The following is a 2429-nucleotide window of genomic DNA, read 5'->3' on the forward strand; positions in this document are numbered from 1 at the left end:
CGTGTTCGCGGTGCGCTCGCCGGTGTCGGCACGGCTGCTGCGCGTCGCGCAGGCGAGCGAGGCGACGGTGGCGCTCGGCGCGCCGCTGCTGGAGCTGGGCGACGTGGCCGGACTGGAGGTGGTGGCCGAGCTGCTGACCACCGATGCGCTGCAGGTGCGCGCGGGTGCGCAGGTGGCGATCGAGCACTGGGGCGGCGAGGCGGCGTTGCGCGGGCGGGTGCGGCTGGTCGAGCCGGGCGCGTTCACGAAGGTGTCGGCGCTCGGCGTGGAGGAGCAGCGCGTGCGGGTGCTGGTGGACATCGCGAGCCCGCCGGCCGACTGGTCGGCGCTCGGCGACGGCTACCGCGTGACGGTGCGGATCCTGACGATGGTGAAGGACGGCGTGACGAAGGTGCCGGTGAGCGCGGTGTTCCCGCTGCCGTCGTCGATGGGCGGCCAGGGCGCGGGGATGGGGGTGTTCGTCGTCGACGGGGGACGGGCGCGGCTGACGCCGGTGGTGATCGGGGCGCGCAACCCATCGGAGGCGTGGGTCCAGGAGGGCCTGCCGGTGGGCGCGCGGGTGATCGTCTACCCGCCGCCGGCGGTCGCCGATGGGGTGCGCGTGAAAGTGCGCCAGGTCTGAATGCACGCCGCCAGCCTCCGACGCGCCTTTGTGCACCGCCCTGCTCCTTCAGGGATGACAAGCGAACAAACGAAAGGCTCAATCCAGCTCGACGACGCTGCCGTGCTCCGGCACGCAACACGCGAACCCGAAACGCTCCTCGATCCCGAGCCGCAGCGCATCCGCCGCCACCGGTTCCCCGTGCGTGACGAACACCTGCCGCGGCGCGCGCGGCAACGCGCCGACCCATGCGAGCAGCTCGCTGCGGTCGGCATGGCCCGACAGCGTGTCCAGGTGCGCCACCTCGGCCCGCACCGGCACGTAGGCGCCGTGGATCTTCACCGCGCTCGCGCCGCCCACCATCGCCGCGCCGCGCGTGCCCGCCGCCTGGTGGCCGGCGAACAGGATCGTGTTGCGCGCATCCGGCGCGAACGCCTTCAGGTGGTGCAGCACCCGCCCGCCCGAGGCCATGCCGCTCGCCGAGATGATCACCGACGGCATGCGCAGATCGTTGAGCCGGCGCGATTCCTCGACGCTGTTCACGATCTTCGCCGCCGCCCACATCGCGCGGCACTGCGCCTCGTCGAGCCGGTGCTCGGCCCGGTGCTTCACGTACAGCCGCGTCGCATCCGCCGCCATCGGGCTGTTCAGGAAGGCCGGCAGGTCCGGGATGCGGCGCTGCTCGCGCAACAGGTGCAGCGCATGCATCAGCGCCTGCGCACGCCCGACCGCGAACGACGGGATCACGACGATGCCGCCGCGCGCCGCCGTGCGGCTGATCACGGCGGCCAGCGCCGCCAGCGGGTCGCCGCCCACATGCTCGCGATCGCCGTACGTCGACTCGACCACCAGCCAGTCGCAGCCCGGCGGCGCCTCGGGCGGCCGCATCAGGAGATCTTCGTCGCGGCCGAGGTCGCCCGAGAACACGATCGAGCGGCCGCCCCATGCCACCCGCACGCTCGCCGCGCCCAGCAGGTGTCCGGCGCGCTGCAGGCTCACCTGAACGCCCGGGATCGGCTCGAAGGCCTCGCCGAAGCGCACGCGGCGCAGCAGGCCGAGCGCGGCCTGCGCATCCGCCTCGGTGTACAGCGGCAGCGCCGGGTGGTGGCGCGAGAAGCCGTGCCGGTTCGCGAACACCGCCTCCTCCTCCAGCAGCCGGCCCGAATCCGGCAGCAGCAGCCCGCACAGGTCGCAGGTCGCGTCGCTCGCATGCACCGGCCCGCCGTAGCCGCCCGCGACCAGCCGCGGCACGCTGCCGCTGTGGTCCAGGTGCGCATGCGTCAGCACGATCGCGTCCACCTCGCTTGCCGACGGCACCGAAGGAGCCCAGTTGCGCAGCCGCAGCTGCTTGAGCCCCTGGAACAGCCCGCAGTCGACCAGCAGGCGCCGCCCGCCATGCTCCAGCAGGTAGCGCGAACCGGTCACGGTGCCGGTCGCGCCGAGAAAGGTCAGCCGCATCGCCGCCCCCTCTCAGGCCTCGTCGGCGTCGAGCTCCAGCGCGGCGCCGTGCGCGTGGCGCTGGCGCGCGAGCCGCACCGTGTCCTGCACCTGCCGCGCCATGCCGTCGAAGGCGTTGCGCAGCGCCACGTACACGTCCTCGTGGTGGACGCGGCTCACCGTCAGCTCATGGCCAGGCAGCGTCATGTCCAGCCGCACCGCGAACGTGCGCCCCTGCTGCCGGTGCGTGTTCAGCAGCTCGATCGCCGCGCGCCCGACGATCAGGTCGGGGCAGAAGCGCTCGAGCCGCTGCAGCCGCTCGCGCACGTCGGCCTCGAGCGCCGGCGACGGGTCCATGCCGAGGAACTGGATCTGGGGAGCTTGTTTCATG

Annotated in this window: 3 protein-coding genes; 1 reads left to right on the forward strand and 2 read right to left on the reverse strand. The window is 73.4% G+C overall.

Annotated features, from left to right (window positions below):
- On the forward strand, nucleotides 1-622 hold a 622-nt coding region (locus AC1D1T_RS31820; RefSeq protein WP_477993362.1), incomplete at its 5' end, for an efflux RND transporter periplasmic adaptor subunit.
- A gap of 78 nt (nucleotides 623-700) precedes the next feature.
- Here AC1D1T_RS31820 and AC1D1T_RS31825 read toward each other — a convergent pair.
- Both AC1D1T_RS31825 and AC1D1T_RS31830 read right to left on the reverse strand, forming a co-directional pair.
- Entirely contained in the window at nucleotides 701-2059 is a 1359-nt protein-coding gene (locus AC1D1T_RS31825) for an MBL fold metallo-hydrolase (protein WP_477827363.1), read from the reverse strand.
- A gap of 12 nt (nucleotides 2060-2071) precedes the next feature.
- Nucleotides 2072-2429: HPF/RaiA family ribosome-associated protein (locus AC1D1T_RS31830; protein ID WP_477827364.1), on the reverse strand; the 358-nt coding region annotated here is incomplete at its 5' end.

It is taken from the genome of Rhizobacter sp. P2_H3, assembly GCF_056403355.1.

Bases quoted from the DNA above. Each gene is read 5' to 3' on its own strand.
- AC1D1T_RS31825 (WP_477827363.1), bottom strand. From the start codon at position 2,059: ATGCGGCTGACCTTTCTCGGCGCGACCGGCACCGTGACCGGTTCGCGC.